Origin of the sequence: Archangium sp. Cb G35 (assembly GCF_001896145.1) — a bacterium.
Taxonomy (GTDB): domain Bacteria; phylum Myxococcota; class Myxococcia; order Myxococcales; family Myxococcaceae; genus Archangium; species Archangium violaceum.
In genome coordinates, this window is the sequence record NZ_MPOI01000008.1 from 409,739 (window position 1) to 428,566 (window position 18,828).

The window sequence follows — 18,828 nt, forward strand, 5'->3', positions numbered from 1 at the left end:
TTTATTGACACCAACATAGTGTTCAAGTGACACGATTGCAATAGGGAATGGATCCGTGGATGCTCCCTCTCCCTCTGGGAGAGGGCTGGGGTGAGGGTGTATGGCCCCACGGGTTGTGCCGCGCGTAACCAATCCGGCCCCCTGACGGAGCCGTCGGCTTGACAGTGGGACTCTCGACCACCTGACATCTGGCCCCTTGGGGACGCGGCGAGGGTTCATCTCGTACGACTCGCCAGAGAGGTGCGGCCATGTCGACTCAGCATCCATCCCCCTTGAGTGTGCGGCTGCGCTCGCGAGTGGGGGTGTTGGCCCTGGTGGCGCTGGTGCTCCTTGGTGCGTGCACCACGGGATCCCCCACTGGCGGACGGCTGATGGCACAGCGCGGCGAGCCACCAAGGCCGCACCAGTCCTCAAAAATCCAGGAGGGCATGGATGCAGCCCGAGGAGGCGCGGGTCATGACGTGCTGCTCTTCGCCAGGTTACCCACGGACTTCGATCCGGTGCGAGTCGGGGAGGCGGAGTTCAGGGCCGCACTGTCGAGCATGGTGCTCGACATGCCGCTGCGGGTGGCCTCCTCCGGACCTGGGCAACGTAGCGGCGGGTTGGCGCCTGGCTCCGGGGGAGCAGGTGGAGAAGCGTGGCACGCAGACATGGCCCGGTCCTACGGGCGTCTCTGTGCGCAGCGCGGTTCTCCAGGAGACTGCTTCACTCTCTTCAATGACGGTCCCTATCTTCAGGATGACGACAAGCGAAGCATCGCCATGGCCCTGGCGGTGGGTCCGGCGCTGGAGGGGGTAGACGCGGAAGTGCGGGCCATGATCGACCCAACGCGGGTGCTGGCGACCGTGAGCATCACTCTGTCGGCGTACATGGCTCTACTGATAGCGCCCGAGCCTGTCTCCAAGGGGGTGGCCGCCGCATTCGCGGTGCTCTTGTGGGGCTATCTTGGGTTCGAATTTTTCGAGTTGGTCCGGGCCTACGCGCGGCTTTCCGAGGATGCGAAGCGGGCCACTACGTTCGCTGAGCTGCGCGAAGCAGGCGAGCGGTTCGGCCGTGTCATTGGCCCCAACAGCGTGCGCATTCTTGTCCTGTTGGGGACGGCGGCGGTAGGCGAGACAGCGGCACTCGTCTCCAAGGGGCCGATGTTGCCGGGATTCGGCCAGGCCTCGCGCACCATTGAGGTCAACACCGGCTTGACCCTGATGGATGCGGCAGTCGGGGTCGAGCGACTCATCGTGTCCGTGCCCGAGGGGACGCTCCGGGCCGTGCTGCCCATGACTGCCGTGGCCATGTCGGCCCGGGGCGATGGTGACAAATCCTCTGGAGGCGGGATCGGGACACCCAAGGAGGGAAGGGTGCTTCCGAGCGGGCATCGGGGCTTCAAATCCTTCGACGACTTCAAGGACTTCATGGGCCCTGCGGGCGAGGGCAAGCAATGGCATCACATTGTCGAGAAGCGCGAAGCCAATCTGAAGCGTTTCGGTGCCGAGGCTTTGCACAACACAGAAAATATCGTTTCTCTCGACAGGGATCTCCACACCCGAGTCAGCGCATTCTACTCGTCAATTCAGAAGGAACTCACGGGATCGAGGAAGTTGACCGTCAGAATGTGGTTGGGCACGCAGTCGTACGAAGCTCAGCGTCAGTTTGGTTTGATCGCCATCGAAAATGTCAGGAGGGGGCTTTGGAGGTGAATCTGAAGGCGCTTGTGGAGCGGTTCGCTGTGAATGTCGCTGAGCAAACCGATGCAATCTGGAGGGGTGACGCCAAGACCGGCAACAAGCATGCAAAGCGGTACCTGGATGCAGTCGATAAGCTACTTGCCCTTGGTAATGCAGGACGGGACGCTCTGGCCTCGTTACTTACTCACCCGCGAATGGACGTCCGAGTCAAGGCCGCAGCGTACTTGCTTCGCTATCGAACAGCCGAGGCCAAGGCAGTATTGGAGGACGCAGCCAGCAGCGAGGGTTTGATCCCCTTCATTGCTTCTGAGGTATTGAAGAATTGGGAGAAAGGGACTTGGACGCTGGATCCTGAGTAGATCGGTTGCAATGACAGTTCTGAACTGGTGCAGCCGATCGGAGCGGTGGAGCGGGTGGCTATAAGAAGGGGCTTCGGAAATGAGGGACGCACCATGAAGAAGGCGCGGTTGAAGGAACTCTCGATTGAACAGTTGATCGAAATGACCAGGACTGCTTCCGCCGAGAGGTGGCGTACCATCAATGCAGGCAAGTCCAAAGACGGAAATCGTATGTTTGATCTTCTCGTCGCAATCCGCAGGGAGTTACGAGCGAGAGGTCTGGATGCCCAGCGCCAGCTCTTGGGTTTGATCGACGATCCAGAGCCGGGAACCCGTTGTTGGGCTGCGGTATCCGTTTTGGAGTTTGCTCCAGGTGAGGGAGAGCGAGTGCTTGCTGAGCTTGCGAAACTGCCTGACAGCTTGGTGGGTTTTTCCGCGGAGATGACGCTGGAGCAATGGAAGGCAGGCACCTTCAAGCCGCTCTGATAATTTCTTGAGGACTCGCATAGACTTGAGGGATGCCAAGCGCGTCGAGTGATCTCCTCCAGCAAATCCGCTAGCGGCCCGGTATGCACGTGGGCGATACGGGCGGTTACGGCCTCCATCGGCTGTCACATTCCCTTGGTGCTCACGGAGGGGCTCACGGTGCTGATTCCCCGGCCGGTATGGCTGGGTCCCGTCAAGGGAGTGCTCGCCAATGAGGAGTGCGAGTTCGAGGTGTCCGAGCTGGTCCAGACGTGGCTGAGCAAGCGGTTCGAGGAGTCGTCCGAGGTGGCGATAGTGGTGCTGGACTTCGTCATCGGGCGGTACATCGCGCGCGGGTAGCGCGTTAAGGTACCGCCATGGATCGTCTCCTCCGAGGAGCGAAGCGGATGTTGCTCCTGGTACTGGTCACGGTGGTCATCGCGTACGTGGGCATTTGCCTGCTGGTGTTCTTCAACCAGCGTCACATGGTGTTCCCGGTGCCTCCGGGGGCTCGTGAGCCCTCGCTGCCTGGAGCCACGCTCCTGCGCATCCCGGGCCCCGCGGGCTCGATGGTCTACGCGTTCCATGTACCCGCGCCGGCAGGAGCGCCAACCGTGGTGCACTTCCACGGCAATGGCGAGCAGCTCGCGGACGGAGCGTGGCTAGCGCAGCGCTTCCAGGAGGCGGGACTCGGCTTCTATGCGGTGGAGTACCCGGGCTACGGGCTCGCGGCGGCGCAGGGGCCCTCCGAGAGCGGCATCTACGCGGCGGCGGAGACCGCTCTGGAGCACCTGTACCAGCAGCTGGGTGTGCCTCGCGAGCGTACGGTGCTGCAGGGACAGTCACTCGGCTCGGGCGTGGCGGTCGAGATGGCGAAGCGGGGCCACGGCTCGCGGCTGGTACTCATCACGCCCTACACCTCCATCGTTGAACTGGGGGCGAGGCTCTTCTCGTGGTTGCCTGCGAGCCTGCTCGTGAGGGATCCGTTCGACAACGCGGCCAAGGCTCCCGGGCTGAAGCTGCCGGTGCTCATTGTCCACGGGACGCGGGATGAGGTGGTTCCCGTGGACATGGGGCAGCGGCTGGGAACCTTGTTTCCGAACGCCACCGTGCGTATCCTCGTGGGAAAGCGCCACAATGACATCCTTGACCTACCCACCACGCTTCAAGAGTTGGTGCGGTTCGCACGGGAGGGCGTGTAGCGGCTGGACCGGGCGAGCCAGGCTCCTGAAATATTGGACCAGCTACTCTATTTGCTTAGATAAAGGCCGCAGAACTCTCTTTATTTCTTCAATGATAATGCGTGACAATCTCAGTGAGTTTAGGTTTTCGATGTCTTTCAGCCACTCCAAGGCTTGGTCTCTTGTTTTTGTTGTGTCTGATATTAGCTCTGACAAGGAAATCGCAGTCGTGCGCGACAGGCCTATCTCCATAAGGGAGAGTTGCGTTGACTGCGAGGCCCCAAACTCAAGCCATATACTGATTTGAGGTATCTGGTTTACTAGGTGAGAAAGTCCTTTCTCCCTGAAAAAGTAGCGCAGCAAATCGATGTAACATGAAGAGTATTTGGCAAAGTAGAATCTTGCATATTCTTCGATGTCCTTCATCGTATCTCTGATGACTTGATTCAGTTCCTTGCCGCCCTTTTTTCTCCAATACTTCCAATTGTCGCTGATTATTCTGGCGAGCGAGTAGCCACGCATCCAGTTCACAACGAGAATTGCCCTGTAATAAATCAACTTGGGGGATTCGTCAGTGAGATGCTGTCCAATGCGCTCAATGATGCTCATGTAGCTTTTGACGGCATCTGGATCTTCTGGCATCGCAGGAATCAGTTCCTGTGGATTGCCTCTGAAGCAGTGGAAGTAATCAAGCAGCGATTGCTGAGAAAGAGGGCTGACGCCTGGATTCTGGTGCAAAATTTTTTCGGGGATTTGTACTTTCTTGTGTAAAGGTTCAATAAGTGCGTCGATCTGTGAGACGAATTTCTCATCGTAGGTTGTTGTTGATGGAGAACGCTTAAGTGTGCCATGGCGAATATGTTCTGAGAAAAAATACGTAAACGCATGTTCGAGTTCAGGATTTTGAGATGAGGTTTCTTTGGGAGTGCCTGAGGATACGTATCTCAGAAAATCATCTGTTTGAGCGTAGGCTACTTCGTCCAGGGCTCGGTGGATCGTGTATTCTGTCCGCTCTTGAGGAGGTGGCTCGTGCCACGTATTCCTGTCGAGCGGATCGACACAAACCACATTCCCCTCAAATTCTTTTCCCTGTCTGCCGGCACGTCCGGCGAGATTCCAGAAATCGATTTCCCCCATAGGCGTTCCACGTCCTTTTTGTGGTCCGCGCATAAAGATATTTCTGGCTGGAAGATTTACGCCTTCGATGAGGGTCGAAGTGCAAACTAGGAATTGGATTTTTCCTTGTTTGAATAGACGCTCAATTTCTCCTCTTATGAGGAGCGGCATGTTTCCATAATGACATGCCACCCCTCTTTCCAGCGTCGTAGACAGCACGTAGTCTTTATGAACCGTCTTCTTGATGAGACTGATGAGGGCTCGAATTTCTTTGTCTGGCTTAATAGGCGTGCGCGCCAGGAGCTCCCAAAGTTGAAGAGCTGTCTTCTCTGCGGCAGCAGGCCCATTGACGTATACGAGATTTCCACCATTGCCTGCGCCAAGTGAAAAGGCGACAAAAGGCAACCGTTTGCTATCGTGTGTCGGTCTGTCTGGAAGAGAGAATACACCGAGTCGTATTGTCTCTTGTCCAAGGCAAAGTTCTAGGTTCCAACGAGTAGGGTCGCCTTTTACTTGAGAAGCCCGAAGTAGATTTTGGTTTACGGCGACCTGCTCAGAGAGCACTGGTGCTTTGCGCTTCTCTTTTGTGGCGTGCTTTAAGAGCAGTTCGGGATTTCTGATCATGGGGCTTGAGAAAATCATTCTCGCCCCGGGAGAGCGTCGTGCCGTCTCTTCAAGCACTTGTTGAAGAAGGATTCCCCTCGCTCCATCTCCAATTTTCTGGGCCTCATCAATGATTATTAGATGAGGCTTAAATGCGCTAGGGGCTTCGTTCAGAAGCCAGTGCAGCCTTTCCTGTGTGAAGATGAAGAGGTTGGATTTTTTTTGCCAGTCCTCAGGCAGTCTCGGAACAGAACTAATGCGGACTTCGCCCAATCCGCGAGCCGATAGCCTTTCTGTAGTGTCTAGCTCGACTTCTTGTACCAGGGCTCTTGTAGGTACTATGTAAATTGCTATTCCATGAGATGTATTTCGGAAAAATTCCTCCACTATCCTTTGGAGGATAAATGATTTTCCGGAAGATGTGGGGGCTGAGATGCTGACCCAATCAAACTCGGCGGTTGCGTGATATACGGTCGTTTGAAAACGATTGAGCCGCAACAGCGATTCATCGGAGGGGTCTATGATTGAGTTTTGCATCCCCCTCTTGAACATATCTAACTGTAGCGGTAGAGGGACTGAGTGTTGGAAGTCCTGATCTAGCAATCCTCGTTCAATCGCGAGTTGGGTGGCTGGTGAGTTTGTCAGGATGTCGAGGATTACTCCTGCTCCTAGTTTTTGCTGGTCATTGCTGTCTTTGCTTGTTAGGCAGTGTTGTGCAATTCTCAGTGCGGCATCTTGACATTTGCCTCTGTCCGAGTTGGCCAGAATGCTGGCGCATAGGAGCATGTAGTTCCAGTCTGGAGTGGCGATTTTGAAAATGTCGTCGGATTCCAGGCTGCTGAATTGGGTTAGTACGGATCTGACTGTGAGTTGCTTGAGTCTTGAGGAAAAGCCGTTTAGTGCAAGCAGTTTGTCTGCGAGCGATGGTTCAGGCATTGCGAAGTTCCTCGAGGAACGCGGCTCTGAATGATTCCACAGAGGGAAAGGGGATTAGAAATACCTCCATCTCAATCGACTCTAGTGGAGTTCGTGAGCGGATGTTATGAGCCAACTTGCCTGTCCATGTGGAAAACGTGTTTGCGATGGACTGTAAAACCTGCTGCTCCAATATGCTGTTGGGTAGTTTTGGATAGTGCTCGTAGTCGAAGCCGACTAGGCAAATTCCTCGGTATTCTAGTTTGTTGTGTTGTTTGTCGTCGGGATCCAAGTATTGAAGAATTGCCTCTTCTAGCTCCGGTGAGTTGAGATCGATATTTGATTTTACGAGTTGAAGATCTCGCTCTTGAGGAATTCCTGTGCCTCCGTTGTTGCAAAGGAAGGGCTTGATGCTTTCGAGGCACGAAGAAATTCCATGGTCAATAGATGCGTGGAGTTTTGATTCGCACCAATATAGAGCTAGTCGGCCGCTTTCTCTGTTTAAGGCCGCATGGATCCCGTCCGCGCCATTATAGTGTAGCTTGTTGCTGGTTTTGTGCGGCATCTTGCAGAAGATTTGGGGGATTTTTAGTAATGTTTGTGTCAGCATATACAGGAGAAGTTCGCCTCCTTCTCCTGTGTTGCTGATGGTGGTGAATAGCTTTTTGGCTTTTGTTCTGAGTTCGGCGGTGCGGGCGCTTGTGTTATGCTTTTGATCGTAAGCCTGAGCTTCGGCAATTTCTTTTCTGGGAATTGCGTAATCTATGATGCGAAATACTAATGTGCGCGCAAGGTCGCCCACGCGCGGCATGCTGTTTCCGTCGAGAGAGATGGCATGGCAATGGATGTTTGCTTTGGTGTCTATAAGGCTGTGCTGGGCGGTTACTTTGCTCAAATAGGCATCCAGTTCATGGCCATCTCCTCTTAGAAGGGCTTCGAATTTATCGAATAGGCCGTTGGTGCTTTGGAGCTTGTTTCTTTTTCTCGTGCGCCGTGGGGAATTCTGTTTCGCAGTTTGCTTCGATGGCTTGGTTTTGGTTGAGCCACCCCGTCGAGCCCGGACTGTACTACCAGGAGTTCTAGTAGTCATTGGCGTGTGTACTTTGTGAGCAGTGATACGACGGTAAATGGGGTTTGACTCAAGACACCAGCAGCCGCGCGTCGTCCAGTTCCATGTCGGCGATCAGGTCCACGCCGTTGCGCATGAGCCGCCGTGCCGCCGCCATGGTCTTCGGGCCGTGTCCATTGTCCAGGCACCACTGCGCGTGCTCCACCAGCAGCGCCAGCTCGTACGTGCGGCCCAACGTCAGTGAAAACCGCCTCGCCCCGGCCTCCACCCCCGCCGGATTCTCCATCGCCTTCATCACCCACGCCCGCGCCTTCTCCAGCGAGTCCTGTGCCGCCGCCACGCACGGCCTCAGCCCCGCGTCCTTCGCCGCTCCCAGCCGCCGCTCCGCGTCCATGTACAAGGACTCCAGCGCGCCGCCCTTCGCCATCGCCCTCAGCGTGTCCAACGAGAGCACGTTCGTCGTCCCCTCCCAGATGGACAGCACCTGCGCGTCCGCCAGCAGCCTCGGCAGCCCCGTGTCCTCCACGTAGCCCGCCCCGCCGAAGCTCTCCACCGCCTCCGACGTCACGTGCACCACCTGCCTCCCCGTCGTCAGCTTCGCCAACGGCGTCACCAGCCGCTGCAACAGCAACTCCTCCTCCGTCGCCGTCCTCGCCTCCATCTTCCCCAGCAGCTCCACCGCCCGGAACGCCAGCAGGAACCCACCGTGGAACTCGGCCTCCAGCCCCGCCAGCGTGTCCACGTGCAGCGGCTTCTCCGCCAACGGCGCCCCGAACTGCACCCGCCGCTTCGCGTAGTCCCTCGCCAGCGCCAGCGCCCTTCTCATGCTCCACGCGGCGCCCATCGCGTTCCACGTCCGCGTCACGTTCAGCATCCACGCCATGTTCCGGATTCCGTCCGTCAGCCCCGCCACCGGTACCGCCAGCGTCCCGTCCAGCGTCAGCTCCGCCGTCGGCACCTTCCTCGTCCCCAGCTTGTCCTTCAGCCGGTTGATCTGGATCCCGTTCAGCCTCCCGTCCGCCCCTCGCGTCTCCACGTAGAAGATCGCCAGCCCCTTGCCTCCGGGTCCGTTCCCCTCTGGCCTCCCCAGTGTCAACGCCATCTGCGCCGTCGTCGCCGAGGTGAACCACTTCGTCCCGTACAGCCTCCACCCCTCGGGTGACTGTCTCGCCGCCGTCTGCGTCAGCCCCACGTCCGAGCCGCCCGTCCGCTCCGTCATCCACTGGCCCGACGTCCAGAACGTCTTCGGGTCTCTCGACGTCAGGTGGGGCAGGGCGCGCTCCATCAGCTCCGGGTTCCCCAGGGACAGCAGCGTCCGCGCCGCCCCGTCCGTCATCGCCAGCGGGCACGAGTAGACGTCCAGCGACGGCTGCACCAGGTAGTTCAGGGCGAACTGGTGGATGCGCGAGCGATCTCCATTCTTCTGCTCGTACGCCACCGCCACCAGCCCCCGCTTCGCCGCCAGCGTCTCCGCCTCCTTCCACAGCGGCGACACCTCGATGTGGTCCACCCGGTGGCCCCAGGCGTCCCACTGCTTCAGTTCCGGCTCGTTCAACCGGTCCCCGAGCTGGAACTGGTACAGGGGCCCGCCTCCCAGCTCGCCCAGCTCCCGGAACTCGTCCTCCAGCCCCGTCCGCATCTCCTTCGGCAGCACCCGCTCCAGGTAGCCGCGCAGCAGCGCGTCGTCGTCGTACTGGTTTCCAAGCCTCGGCGGTTCCTGGAAGAAGCTCATACCCAGCAAGCTAGCATCGAGCCTCGCCCACTTCCTGCTAGACTCGCCCGTCCCAACCCGGAGCAACCATGGCCGAGCAGCGGAGGCCGGGGGCAAATCCCCCTCCATTCGAGTCCCCCGAATTCGAGACCGACACAGGTCACAGCGCCACCCCACGGGAGACTCCCCCCGCGGGCAATGTGCTCTCCGCGCCTCCCAAGCTCCGGAACCCCCCGGGGCAGGGTCCCGCCCAGGGCGGCCCGGCGCGGACTCCCCCCCAGGGCGGTGCTCCCGAGCGCCGTCCCCTCGGTCCCAGTCCCTTCCTCGAGCGCCGCGCCCCGAGCCCTCCCAGCCCCGAGGCCCGCCGCGTCATCTCCAACCTCCCCACGGAGCAGCTCCCTCCCGTGCCCGCGGAGCTGCGCCGCCAGGCTCCTCCCGTGCCCAGCATGGACCTGGCCGCCGTTCCCATGGAGAAGCGGTCAGCGCCTCCCGTGCCCAGCATGGAGATGGCTCCCGTCCCCATGGAGCAACAGCGCCGCCCGGCCCCGCCGGTGCCCTCCATGGATCTGCCCTCCGTCATCGTGGATCAGCGCCGTTCCGCTCCCCCCGTCCCGACGTCGGAGCTGCCTCCCGTTCCCGTCGAGATGCGGCGGCCCACGATGGGTGGCATGGCTGTTCCGGGCTCCGAGCGCAGGATGACCGGCACCATGCGCCGTGCCGCCATCGCCGAGGGTGGGGGCGTCCCCCCCAGCTCCGCCGGCTTCTGGCCCGCACAGCCGCGCTCCCTCTCCGAGTCGGGGCTCACCGCCACCATGGTGGAGGAGCTCGTCCTCAAGGCCATCTTCTTCGCCGGCGAGATGCGGGGCATGGACATCGCCAACCGCCTCAAGCTGCCCTCCACCGTCGTCGATGAGGTCGTCGAGGGCCTGCGCCGCCAGAAGTACATCGACATCCGCGGCGGCGGCGGCTCGGGCGTGGGCAAGTCCACGATGATCTACCAGCTCACCACGTTCGCCACCGACGTGCTGCGGCAGATCCTCGATCGCAACCGCTACAACGGCCCCGCTCCCGTCACCCTCCAGGAGTGGATCGACTCGGTCAAGAAGCAGACCGTCCGCGGCAATCGCATCACCCGCAACCGGATGGAGGACCAGTTCGGCGACCTCATCATCCGCGACTACATCTTCGATGGCATCGGCCCCGCCATGAACTCGGGCCGCGCCATCTTCTTCTACGGGCCCCCCGGCAACGGAAAAACAGCCATCTGCCAGGGCATGGTCAACTGCTTCGACGGGGAAATCTTCGTCCCCCACGCCATCCTCATCGACGACTTCGTCGTCCGCATCTACGACAGCATCCTCCACAAGCCCATCGAGGACGACGACACCACCCCCTCCTATGACCGGCGCTGGGTCCGCTGCCGCCGGCCCCTCGTCGTCGTCGGCGGTGAGCTCACCCTTGAGATGCTCGACCTCGTCTACTCCCCCGAGGTCAAGTACTACGAGGCCCCCTTCCAGATGAAGGCCACCAACGGGATGCTCCTCATCGACGACTTCGGCCGTCAGAAGGTCTCCCCGAAGGATCTCCTCAACCGGTGGATCGTCCCGCTCGAGAGCGATGTGGACATGCTCACGCTCCACACCGGCAAGAAGATCCAGGTCCCCTTCGACGTCTTCGCCGCTTTCTCCACCAACCTCGATCCCAGTGACCTCGTCGACGACGCCTTCCTCCGCCGCGTCCGTTACAAGCTCGAGGTCCAGCCCCCCGACGAGGAGCTGTTCCATCAGATCTTCGACGTCATGTGCCGCAAACGCGGCGTTCCCTATGACTCCGAGATGGTCCAGTACCTCATCGATACCCATTACAAGCCCGTTGGCCGCCGCTTCGCCGCGTGCCAGCCCCGTGACCTGCTCGATCAGATGATCGATATGGCGCACTACCGCGGAATGGCCCCGCAGTTGGATCAGGACCTCATTGATTCCGCGGTGCGGAGTTATTTCGTCCGGTTCGACAAGGAGCGCGGGGGCGGGCACTGATTCTCGGGCTCACGGCGTTCCCCACGGTGGGGAGGACGGGGGCGGGTACCCTCACCCCGTCCCTCTCCCGGGGGGAGAGGGGATGTTGCCGTGGGTGTTATCTCGTGGGTGTTATCTCGCGAAGGGGCCCCAGGGGCTCGGTTTGAGCCACTCGCGCACTTCGTCCACCGGTACGTTCGACAGCACGTCCACGATCGACAGGCCCACGACGAAGCGCTCTCCCTTGCGGCCCTGGCCGTATCCCGGGTAGCGGAACTTCTGCCACAGCAGCCTCACCCCCGCCTCCCGGAACGGCCCCGGCTTCAGGTACAGCGACCCCACCGCCGAGTAGTACGTCCCCATCCCCAACTGCGTGCAGTACGACGCCAGCCTCCCCGTCTTGTCCGGGTGCGAGCGGTCCAGCTTCGATGCCAGCTCCACCCTCGGGCTGATGCCCAGCGGCTCGTAGAAGAGCGCCATACTCGCCAGCAACGTGCGCAGCAGCGAGCCCGGGCCCTGTTCCTTCTCCGCCTCCGCGTAGAAGCCTTCCAGCCTCGGCAGTACCTGGCTCCGGAAGTAGGGCCTCCTCCCGTACAGCATCGTCAGCGTCGCCAGGTGCTTGCGCGTCCACCGCTGCCCCGTGTCCACCGCCAGCTCGGAAATCCGCGTGTCCCGGTGCGCTCCCTCCAGCGGTATCGTCAGCCACTGGAACGCCGGTTCGGTGGGGGCGGGGAGGGGAGTGCCCGGCGGGAGCGCCACCCGCGCCCTCCGCTGCCAACCCCTCCTCAGCCACTGCACGTTGTCCAGCACCAGCAGGGTGTCCGCCCTCGCCACCTGCTCGTAGAAGTCCAGCCACGGCAGGTAGTGGGGTTGCTCGGCGACCAGGACTCCCGAGTGCGGCTCCGTCACGTGTCTCAGTGTAGGTGTCACATGCGCAGGCGCGCCACCACTCCCGACAGCTCCGGCTTCCAGGGGCCGAACCGCTCCTCCAGCGCGCCTCCCACTCCGTATGCCAGCACGGGGCCCATCCGCCGCGGGCCCGGCGCCACCGGCTGGCGCACCAACACCAGGTCGAGGCGCTCCGCCAACGCCGACATCGCGAGCGGCAGCTCCGCTTCCACCGGCCGCGTGCTCCCCGGCCGGTGCGTCCATACGTCCACGTAGCCCGCCAGCAGCAACTCCCGGTACGTGGGCGCCCCCATCAGTCCCAGGTTGGCCGGCGTGTTGAAGTCCCCCACCAGCACCACCGGCAGCGACTCGCCGCGCAGCCTGCCAATCAGCTCGCCCACCTGCGCCACCTGCACGCGCAGCCCCTGCTCGTCCGGCGCCGGCTCCAGGTGCGTGCTGACGAAGCGGTACTTCCGGCCCTCCACCTTCGCCGCCACCGACACCCAGCCCCTCGGCAGCGTCACCGGCTCCTGGCCCGGCCGCCGTACCTCCCGGCGCGCCACGTAGTTGCCCGCTCGCGCCTCCTTCACCTCCACGTCCGCCCGCGCGAGAATCACGTCGAAGTCCGTCAGCCGCACGTCCTCGAACGCCGGCGCGCCACTCGTGAGCAGCGGCACCTCCACGTCCGCGTTGCGCACCCGTGCCACTTCCCGGTAGTGCAGCCCGCGCGCCTCCAGCTCGCCCAGCAGCACCGGCAACACGTCCAGGTGCAGCGCCTCCGCCGGCCGCGTGCCTCCGAAGATCGCGTCCCCCGGCGACTGCCGCCGCACCTGCGTCACCTGCTGCAGTCCGATCAGGTGCGGCCGTGCGTATTGGATCTCCTCCGCCAGCTTGCGTGCCCGCGCCAGGACGTTCTCCTGCCGCAGTGCATCGAGCAGCTCCGCGGCGCGCACCGGCTCCTCCGCGAGCGGACCCTCCAGCACCTGCTCCAGGTGACTCCCGCCCGACAGGCCGCGCGTCATCACCGTGAGGGAGCCCCGATCGAAGAGCTCGGACGTGGAGCGCTCCTCCCGTCCGTCCACCACCTGGGGCAGCGTCGCCACCTGACAGGCGCCGAGCGCCACCATCCACAGCCCCACCGCGATGCCGTACTTCATCTGTGACTTCCCCCCCCCCGGACCGACCCCGCCCCGAGCAACCCGCGCCCGCGTCCGACCTCGGCGGACCACCCCGATGAGATAGGCCGCCCTTGCTCGGACGCCAGGGGACCGAGCCCCTTCTTCCCCCCGGACGACCACCATTGAGCACGTCGAGGTCGCACAAACGTTGGACACGTGGCAATAATGCGGGCTGTCCGCCCGCTGCACGGGCGGCCCATGGTGCCCCCTTTGCGCCTCCCAACCCTCCCCCGAGCAGAGCGAACGAGGGTAGGCTTCCGTCCAACGGAGAGCGGTTCTCCCCGGTCCCGGCGCTCGTGGTGGACCGGAAGGGCCTCGATCTAGCAATCTTCTGTTCCCTTAGAATCCGCTCCTGCCTCCATGCGCTTTCTCCTCCTCAGTCGCGACGGTGACCACCCCATTGGGGCGGAGCTCTCCCGGATGGGACATGAGGTGGTGGTCGCCTCGGGCCCCGAGGTCACCGCCGCCACCATCTCCCTGGTGGATGTGCTGGTCGTTGGAGCCGAACAGGTCCGCGAGAAGTCCGATTGGTTCAACCGGCTGCGCGCGCAGATCCGCGCCGCCGAGGTGTCCGTGCTCGGCATGGCCGACGGCCTCTCGGAGGAGGACATCGCCCCGCTGATGGAGATCGGCGTGGACGACTACCTGGTCGCGCCCTTCAACCCGGTGGACGTGCGCGCCCGCATCGCCCTCTTCGAGCGCCGCTGCTACGCCTTCATGCGCCGGCAGTCCCACGAGGAGTCCGCGCGCGGGGAGATCGAGCGGCTGGCCGCCATCATCCAGACGCAGAACGACATCGCGCTGGCGGGGTTGGATCTGGACGTGGTGATGCGGCTCATCGCCGAGCGGGCGATGATCCTCTGCGGCGCGGGTGGCGCGGCCGTGGGCATCATCGAGGGCGAGGAGATGTACTACCGGGTCTGCACGGGCTACTCGAAGCAGTTCGAGGGCGCGCGCCTGCCCATCGCCAACACCATGGCCGGCAGCAGCGTGCTGCGCGGCGAGGTGATGCGCACCGACGACACCGAGCGGGATCCTCGCGCCAACGTGGCCGCGGCGCGCCGGCTCAAGGTGCGCTCGATGCTGAACGTGCCCCTCAAGCGCGACAACCAGACGGTGGGCGTGCTGAGCATCGCCTCACAGGTGCCGTTCGCCTTCGTGGACTCGGACGAGCGCACGCTGGAGTTGATGGCCGGACTGCTCGGGGCCGCCATGGGCAACGCCGCCGAGCACGCGGCGAAGCAGGCGCTGATGACGGAGGTGGCCTCCATCGTCACCGCGCTCCAGGAGAGCCAGCACCTCTTCGACTCCTTCCTCAACAACAACCCGGCGCTCGCGTACATGAAGGACGAGGCGGGCCGGCGCGTCTTCGTCAACGAGCCCTTCCGGCGCTTCTTCGGCCTGGCGCCCGGCGTGGACGTGAGCACCATCCCCGACGAGCAGCTCATGCCGGCGGAGACGGTGGCCCACCTGCGTGAGCAGGACGAGCAGGCCTTCAAGTCCGGCCAGCCCTCGGTCTCCGAGAGCATGATGCCCACGCCGGAGGGCGAGCCGCGCCAGTTCCTCACCTACCGCTTCATCGCCCGCGACAGCTCGGGCCGGCGCTTCCTCGGAGGCGTGTCCTTCGACATCACCGAGCGCAAGGCGGCGGAGGAGGCCCTGCGCCGCTCCGAGGAGAGCTTCCGCGCCCTCATCGAGGGCTCGCCCGAGGCCATCTTCGTGCACCGGGGCGGGCCGCTGCTCTACGTCAACCCGTCCGCGTCCTCCTTCCTGCGGCTCAAGTCCAGCGAGCTGGTGGGCCGCTCGCTGCTGGACTTCGTCCACCCGGAGGATCGCGGCGCCGCCGCCGGCACGCTCGATGGGTTGCCCGGCCGGGGCGCCTCCAACCGTGTGCGGGAGATCCGCTTCCTGCCTCCCGGCGGCGGTCTGCTCACGGCGGAGATCAGCAGCCTGCGGCTCGTCTTCGCCGGCCAGCCCGCCACGCTGGTGAGCGCGCGCGACCTGACCGAGCGCAAGCAGATCCAGGCGCGCCTCGTCGTCGCCGACCGGCTGGCCTCGGTGGGTACGCTCGCCGCGGGCGTGGCGCACGAGATCAACAACCCGCTGGCCTTCGTCATCTCCAACCTGTCGTTCCTCTCGGAGGAGCTGCAGGCCATCAACCCGTTGCTGCCCGAGGGGCGGCTGGGCGAGGTGGAGGAGGTGCTCCGGGAGACGAACGAGGGCGTCAACCGCGTGCGCCTCATCGTTCAGGACTTGAAGACGTTCTCGCGCGGCGACGAGGAGCAGCCCACGTCGGTGGATCTGAAGCGCGTCGTCGATTCGGCGCTGATGCTGGCGCGCGGCGAGCTGCGCCACCGCGCCAACGTGGTGAGGGAAGTGTCCACCGATGTGCCGCTGGTGGAGGGCAGTGAGGCCCGGTTCGGCCAGGTGGTGCTCAACCTGCTCATCAACGCCGCCCATGCCATCAACGCCGGCCAGCCGGACAAGAACGAGATCCGCGTCACCCTGCGCACGGAGAGCAACCACGCCATCATCGAGGTGAAGGACACCGGGTGTGGCATGCCCCGCGAGGTGATGGATCGCATCTTCGATCCGTTCTTCACCACCAAGCCGGTGGGAGAGGGCACGGGGCTCGGACTGTCCATCTGCCACGGCATCATCACCGGCTTTGGCGGGGAGATCACCGCCCACAGCGAGGTGGGCCGGGGCAGCACCTTCCGCATCAGCCTGCCCGCCATCCGCAAGAAGCTGAAGACGGCGTAGGGCGCCTCAGCGCGAGGCGCGGCGGAAGAGCGGGAAGAAGTCCCGAGGCGCTTTCTTCTTTCGCACGCAGCGGGTGTCCGCGCTCATGTAGCAGGCCGAGAAGCCCCGCCGCCGCTGGCCCGTGCGGCTCTGCCTCGAGCGGTGCCACACGTAGTTGTGGAGGAGCAGGACTTCCCCGGCCTCCACCGGCAGCGGCACCGCGAGCCGGTCCGCCCCTCGCGCCGCCACTTGATCCGGCGGCACCACGCCCCCGAGCGCCGTGGCCAGCCCCCAGCGGTGGCTCCCCGGCACCACCTCCACGCAGCCCCCGTCCAGGGGCGCGTCGTCCAGCGCCGTCCACAGTTGCAGCTCGGGATCCTTCGTGAGGCCCCACAGCTTGCCGCCATCCTGGTGCCAGGGCAGCTCGCTGCCGCCCCGCTGGCCCTTGTGGAAGAGGATGGCCCGGTAGAGGCAGATGTCCCCGGGGATGAGCGTCCGGGCGAGGCGCTCGAAGAGCGGGTTCTCCATCCACTCGAGGAAGCGCGGATCCTTCTCCAGCTTTTCCAGCTTGCGGTAGTCCAGCGACGGCCCCTGCCAGCCGAGCCCCAGCGGCGCGTCCTCATAGCGGCCCGTGGGCGCGTCCATCTGCCAGAAAAAGCCTGGGTAGCTCACCCGGCCCAGCATCAGATCGTCCGCGCGCTCGCGCAGCGTCTCCAGGCCCTCGGGGGCGAGCAGCCGGCCCAGGCGTGCGTAGCCGTGCTCGGCGTAGTGCGCCAGCGGCCCGGCCAGGTCGAACGTCTCCACATCCACCGCCAACATGCTCACCTCGCGTACGTGGCGTCCGTGCCCAGCCACTCCCGGGAGAGCTCGTCCACGTGCGAGGCCACCTCCGGGGGCAGCGGCTTCGCGCAGGCGTCCAGCGCCGCGTCCAGGTGCTCCACCGTCGCCGGGCCGGCCAGCACCGAGTCCACCCCGGGCCGCCCCGCCAGCCATGCGTAGGCGAGCTCCACCAGCGTGAGGCCCGCGGCTTCCGCCACCTCGCGCAGGCGCACGGCCTGCTCCAGGAGGCGCTCGGACCAGTAGCGGCGCTGGTAGAAGCGGTTGCCGTCGAAGCGGGAGCCGGCGGGGATGGTGCCGCCCGGCACATGGCGTCCGGAGAGCAGCCCTCCGGCCAGCGGGTTGTAGACGGTGGTGTGGATGGGGTAGCGCCTCGTGAAGGGCAGGTACTCCACCTCCACCTGGCGCACCAGCACGTTGTAGAGCACCTGGGACACCGCCGGCCGGGGCATGCCGCGCGCATCGCACAGGCCGCGCAGCTCCAGCAGTTGCCAGGCGGCGTGGTTGGACACGCCCCAGTGCCTCGCCTTGCCGGCGCGCAGCAGTCCGTGCACGGCCTCCAGCGTCTCCTCCACCGGCGTGGCGGCATCCGGGGCATGCAGGTAGAGCACGTCCACGTAGTCCGTCCCGAGCCGCTTCAGGCTGTCCTCCACCGCACGCACCACCTGTTCCCGGGCGAGGCCCTCGGGTTTGCCCCGGACGCGCGCCAGCCCCACCTTGGTGGCGATGCCCACCTCCGCCCTCCGGCCGCGCAGCGCCTGGCCGAGGAGCCGCTCGGCCTCTCCGTTGCCATAGGAGTTGGCCGTGTCGAAGAAGGGCACGCCGCGCTCCAGGGCCCGGGCGATGATCCGCTGCGCCTCGGGCGCCGGGGTGCGCGCCCCGAAGTTCATCGTGCCCACGGAGACGGCGGCGGGTGGCGCTCCGGGCCCGGATGCACGGGGCTCGAGCCAACGCGAGAGGGGAAGGGGAGGGGTCATGATAGCCACTAGTGAACGCCGGACCTTGCGCCAAGGGGGGAGCGGCCGAATGGTGGTGCACTATGCCCTACCTCCGCCTCACCCGCTTCGTGACCGCTCCCGATGGCACCCGCGTCGCGTATCACACGCATGTGGGCAATGCCCCGGAGAGCGAGGCGGAACCCACGCTCGCCTCCCGTCCGTCCGTGCTGCTCACCAACGGCATCGGGACGTCGGAGAACTTCTGGCGCTACATCGTCGCGGATCTGGAGCAGGACCACCGGGTGGTGCACTGGGACTACCGGGGCCATGGCCGCAGCCAGTTGTCCGTCGATGGCGACTATGCGCTGCGCGTCCATGTGGATGACCTGGAGCGCGTCACCGAGGAGATGATGGTCCGGGGCGATGGGCGCCCGCCCCACCACGTGGCGTTCTCCATGGGCGTCAGGGTGGTGCTGGAGCTGTACCGGCGGCGGCCGGAGCTGGTGCCCGCCATGACGCTCATCGCCGGCAGTCCGTCCTCTCCGGATCCGAGCGCCTGGTTCATCCCCCTGCCGGGTGGACACGCCACCCTCGGCCGCGCCCTGAAGACGCTGACGCCGCTGGTGCCCCGGGTGGCGCCGTTCGTCCATCAGGTGCTCGCCTCGCGGCTGGCGTATCCGCTCGGGCGGGTCTCGGGTCTGCTGAGGGCGCGTGCTCCGCGCGCGGACATCGTGGAGTTCATGCTCGCCCTGCGCCGGATGGATCCGCAGGCCTTCTGGATGATGATGCGCGGCCTGGTGGACTGCCCGCCATGCTGGGACGTACTGCCGGAGATCCGGGTGCCCACGCAGCTCATCGCCGCGAAGAATGATCTCCTGATACCCCTGCGCGAGATGGAGCGGATGCGCAAGCGGATGCCCGCCGCGGAGTGGGTGCTGGTGGAGGACGCGGGCCACGCGGGCCTGGTGGAGGCGGGCACGGAAATCGCCGAGGTCGTGCGCGCATTCCGGCAGAAATGCGGGGTGGGCCCGGCGTACCCGGTGCTGACGCACTGAGAGGGGCGTTCCGCCCCGGGTGGAAGGGCGCGTGTGTCACTTGGATGACCTCTCGGGCATGATGGGCGCCGATCCGGTCCCCGCCTTCCGCGGGA

The 18,828-nt window shown here is 64.1% G+C and carries 15 protein-coding genes; 8 read left to right on the plus strand and 7 right to left on the minus strand.

Annotated features, from left to right (window positions below; all coding sequences use genetic code 11):
* Window positions 1–248 precede the first annotated feature (248 nt).
* The 5 genes from BO221_RS56390 to BO221_RS25730 all read left to right on the plus strand — a co-directional run bounded on the left by BO221_RS56390 (window position 249) and on the right by BO221_RS25730 (window position 3,687).
* Window positions 249–1,694, plus strand: a complete 1,446-nt coding sequence (locus BO221_RS56390) for a hypothetical protein (RefSeq protein WP_233166256.1) — start codon at window positions 249–251, stop codon at window positions 1,692–1,694.
* Window positions 1,691–2,041 carry a DUF2019 domain-containing protein gene (locus tag BO221_RS56395; RefSeq protein WP_073563275.1) on the plus strand — a complete coding sequence of 117 codons (351 nt, stop codon included), beginning with the start codon at window positions 1,691–1,693 and terminating at the stop codon, window positions 2,039–2,041. The genes BO221_RS56390 and BO221_RS56395 overlap by 4 nt, the downstream gene beginning before the upstream one ends.
* 93 nt (window positions 2,042–2,134) lie before the next feature.
* Window positions 2,135–2,506 (plus strand): DUF2019 domain-containing protein, encoded by a 372-nt coding sequence (locus BO221_RS25720; RefSeq protein ID WP_073563131.1) that lies wholly within the window; start codon window positions 2,135–2,137, stop codon window positions 2,504–2,506.
* 159 nt (window positions 2,507–2,665) lie between these two features.
* Complete coding sequence (locus BO221_RS25725) at window positions 2,666–2,845, plus strand: hypothetical protein (RefSeq protein WP_143195675.1); 180 nt, start codon at window positions 2,666–2,668, stop codon at window positions 2,843–2,845.
* Window positions 2,846–2,892: 47 nt separating this feature from the next.
* A complete protein-coding gene (locus BO221_RS25730; RefSeq protein ID WP_143195676.1) occupies window positions 2,893–3,687 on the plus strand; it encodes an alpha/beta hydrolase in 795 nt (264 codons plus the stop codon).
* Between the two features lie 42 nt (window positions 3,688–3,729).
* Here BO221_RS25730 and BO221_RS25735 read toward each other — a convergent pair whose 3' ends face one another.
* From BO221_RS25735 to BO221_RS25745, 3 genes are all read right to left on the minus strand, one after another.
* Window positions 3,730–6,321, minus strand: a complete 2,592-nt coding sequence (locus BO221_RS25735) for a DEAD/DEAH box helicase (RefSeq protein ID WP_073563277.1) — start codon at window positions 6,319–6,321, stop codon at window positions 3,730–3,732.
* Window positions 6,314–7,195, minus strand: coding sequence for a DUF1837 domain-containing protein (locus tag BO221_RS25740; protein ID WP_158079912.1), 882 nt, complete (start codon window positions 7,193–7,195; stop codon window positions 6,314–6,316). Before BO221_RS25740 ends, BO221_RS25735 begins: the two co-directional genes overlap by 8 nt.
* A 244-nt stretch (window positions 7,196–7,439) precedes the next feature.
* Window positions 7,440–9,101 carry an acyl-CoA dehydrogenase family protein gene (locus BO221_RS25745; protein ID WP_073563134.1) on the minus strand — a complete coding sequence of 554 codons (1,662 nt, stop codon included), beginning with the start codon at window positions 9,099–9,101 and terminating at the stop codon, window positions 7,440–7,442.
* A gap of 68 nt (window positions 9,102–9,169) precedes the next feature.
* Here BO221_RS25745 and BO221_RS25750 point away from each other — a divergent pair, with 68 nt between their 5' ends.
* Window positions 9,170–11,116, plus strand: coding sequence for an ATPase (locus BO221_RS25750; protein ID WP_073563135.1), 1,947 nt, complete (start codon window positions 9,170–9,172; stop codon window positions 11,114–11,116).
* 111 nt (window positions 11,117–11,227) lie between these two features.
* Here BO221_RS25750 and BO221_RS25755 read toward each other — a convergent pair whose 3' ends face one another.
* Entirely contained in the window at window positions 11,228–12,004 is a 777-nt protein-coding gene (locus tag BO221_RS25755) for a WbqC family protein (protein WP_369865582.1), read from the minus strand.
* Between the two features lie 17 nt (window positions 12,005–12,021).
* The gene (locus BO221_RS54975) at window positions 12,022–13,140 is read right to left on the minus strand and encodes an endonuclease/exonuclease/phosphatase family protein (protein WP_073563137.1); all 1,119 of its coding nucleotides are present in this window, start codon (window positions 13,138–13,140) and stop codon (window positions 12,022–12,024) included.
* Window positions 13,141–13,581: 441 nt separating this feature from the next.
* Between BO221_RS54975 and BO221_RS25765 the strand changes: the two genes are divergently transcribed.
* A complete protein-coding gene (locus BO221_RS25765; protein ID WP_073563138.1) occupies window positions 13,582–15,924 on the plus strand; it encodes an ATP-binding protein in 2,343 nt (780 codons plus the stop codon).
* 6 nt (window positions 15,925–15,930) lie between these two features.
* Here BO221_RS25765 and BO221_RS25770 read toward each other — a convergent pair whose 3' ends face one another.
* A complete protein-coding gene (locus tag BO221_RS25770; protein ID WP_073563139.1) occupies window positions 15,931–16,722 on the minus strand; it encodes a phytanoyl-CoA dioxygenase family protein in 792 nt (263 codons plus the stop codon).
* Between the two features lie 2 nt (window positions 16,723–16,724).
* Window positions 16,725–17,717: an aldo/keto reductase gene (locus tag BO221_RS25775; protein WP_073563140.1), complete on the minus strand. Its 993-nt coding sequence runs from the start codon at window positions 17,715–17,717 to the stop codon at window positions 16,725–16,727.
* A 62-nt stretch (window positions 17,718–17,779) separates the two neighbouring features.
* On the opposite strand from BO221_RS25775, the gene BO221_RS25780 reads away from it, so the two are divergent.
* Entirely contained in the window at window positions 17,780–18,733 is a 954-nt protein-coding gene (locus BO221_RS25780; protein WP_073563141.1) for an alpha/beta fold hydrolase, read from the plus strand.
* The last annotated feature ends 95 nt before the right edge of the window (window positions 18,734–18,828 follow it).